Genomic DNA, 1,015 nt, shown 5'->3' with positions numbered 1-1,015 from the left:
CCCGGGGGGCGGGGGGGGAGCCGCTGTCGGCGGGGGCCGAGGCCCTGGCCGCGGTCGCCTCGGCGATCCGCACCATCGAGATCGAGCAGGCCGGGCTCGCAAGCCTCGGCGGCGCGCTGAAGGGCGCGCTCGGCGAGGCGTTCGCGGCCGCGGTCGCCGCCATCGCGGCCTCGCGCGGCCGGGTGATCGTCTCCGGCATGGGAAAGAGCGGCCATGTCGGCCGCAAGATCGCCGCGACGCTCGCCTCGACCGGCACCCCGGCGTTCTTCGTGCACCCGGCCGAGGCCAGCCATGGCGATCTCGGCATGATCGCGTCCGAGGACGTGATCCTGGCGCTCTCCTGGTCGGGCGAGACCGCCGAGCTGCGCGACATGCTGCATTACGCCAGCCGCTTCCGGGTGCCGGTGGTGGCCGTCACCTCGAGCGCCGCCAGCGCGCTCGGCCGCTCGGCCGATGTCGTGCTGACGCTGCCCAGGGTCGGCGAGGCCTGCCCGCACGGGCTCGCGCCCACCACCTCGACCACCATGCAGCTCGCGCTCGGCGACGCGCTGTCGGTCGCGCTGCTCGAAAGCCGCAAGTTCACCCCGGGCGACTTCAAGCGCTTCCACCCGGGCGGCAAGCTCGGCGCGGTGCTGGCCTTCGTGCGCGACCTGATGCATGTCGGCGACGCCGTGCCGCTGATCTCGCTCGAGGCCCGCATGTCCGAGGCGCTGATCGTCATGACGCAGAAGAGCTTCGGCTGCGTCGGGGTGGTGGACGAGGCCGGCGCGCTCGTCGGCATCGTGACCGACGGCGACCTGCGCCGCCATATGGGCCCCGAGCTCACCGCCATGAGGGTCGAGGCCGTCATGACCCGCGCGCCCCGCGTCGTCGCCCCCGACGACCTCGCCGCCCAGGCCCTCAGCGAGCTCGAGGGCCGATCCATCACCGCCCTGTTCGTCGTCGAGAACCACAAACCCGTCGGCCTCGTCCACATCCACGACCTCCTCAAAATCGGAATCGCCTGAAAAAGGCG

At 72.8% G+C, this 1,015-nt stretch carries 1 protein-coding gene; it reads left to right on the top strand.

What is annotated here, in order from left to right; all coding sequences use genetic code 11:
* The first annotated feature begins 23 nt into the window (after nt 1–23).
* Nucleotides 24–1,007, top strand: a complete 984-nt coding sequence (locus tag EK403_RS22040) for a KpsF/GutQ family sugar-phosphate isomerase (RefSeq protein WP_128779595.1) — start codon at nt 24–26, stop codon at nt 1,005–1,007.
* Nucleotides 1,008–1,015: the final 8 nt, after the last annotated feature.

The sequence above is a fragment of the Hansschlegelia zhihuaiae genome (assembly GCF_004103825.1).
In the GTDB taxonomy this organism is placed as follows: Bacteria; Pseudomonadota; Alphaproteobacteria; order Rhizobiales; family Methylopilaceae; genus Methylopila; species Methylopila zhihuaiae.
This window is presented reverse-complemented; position numbering and strand designations above follow the sequence as displayed.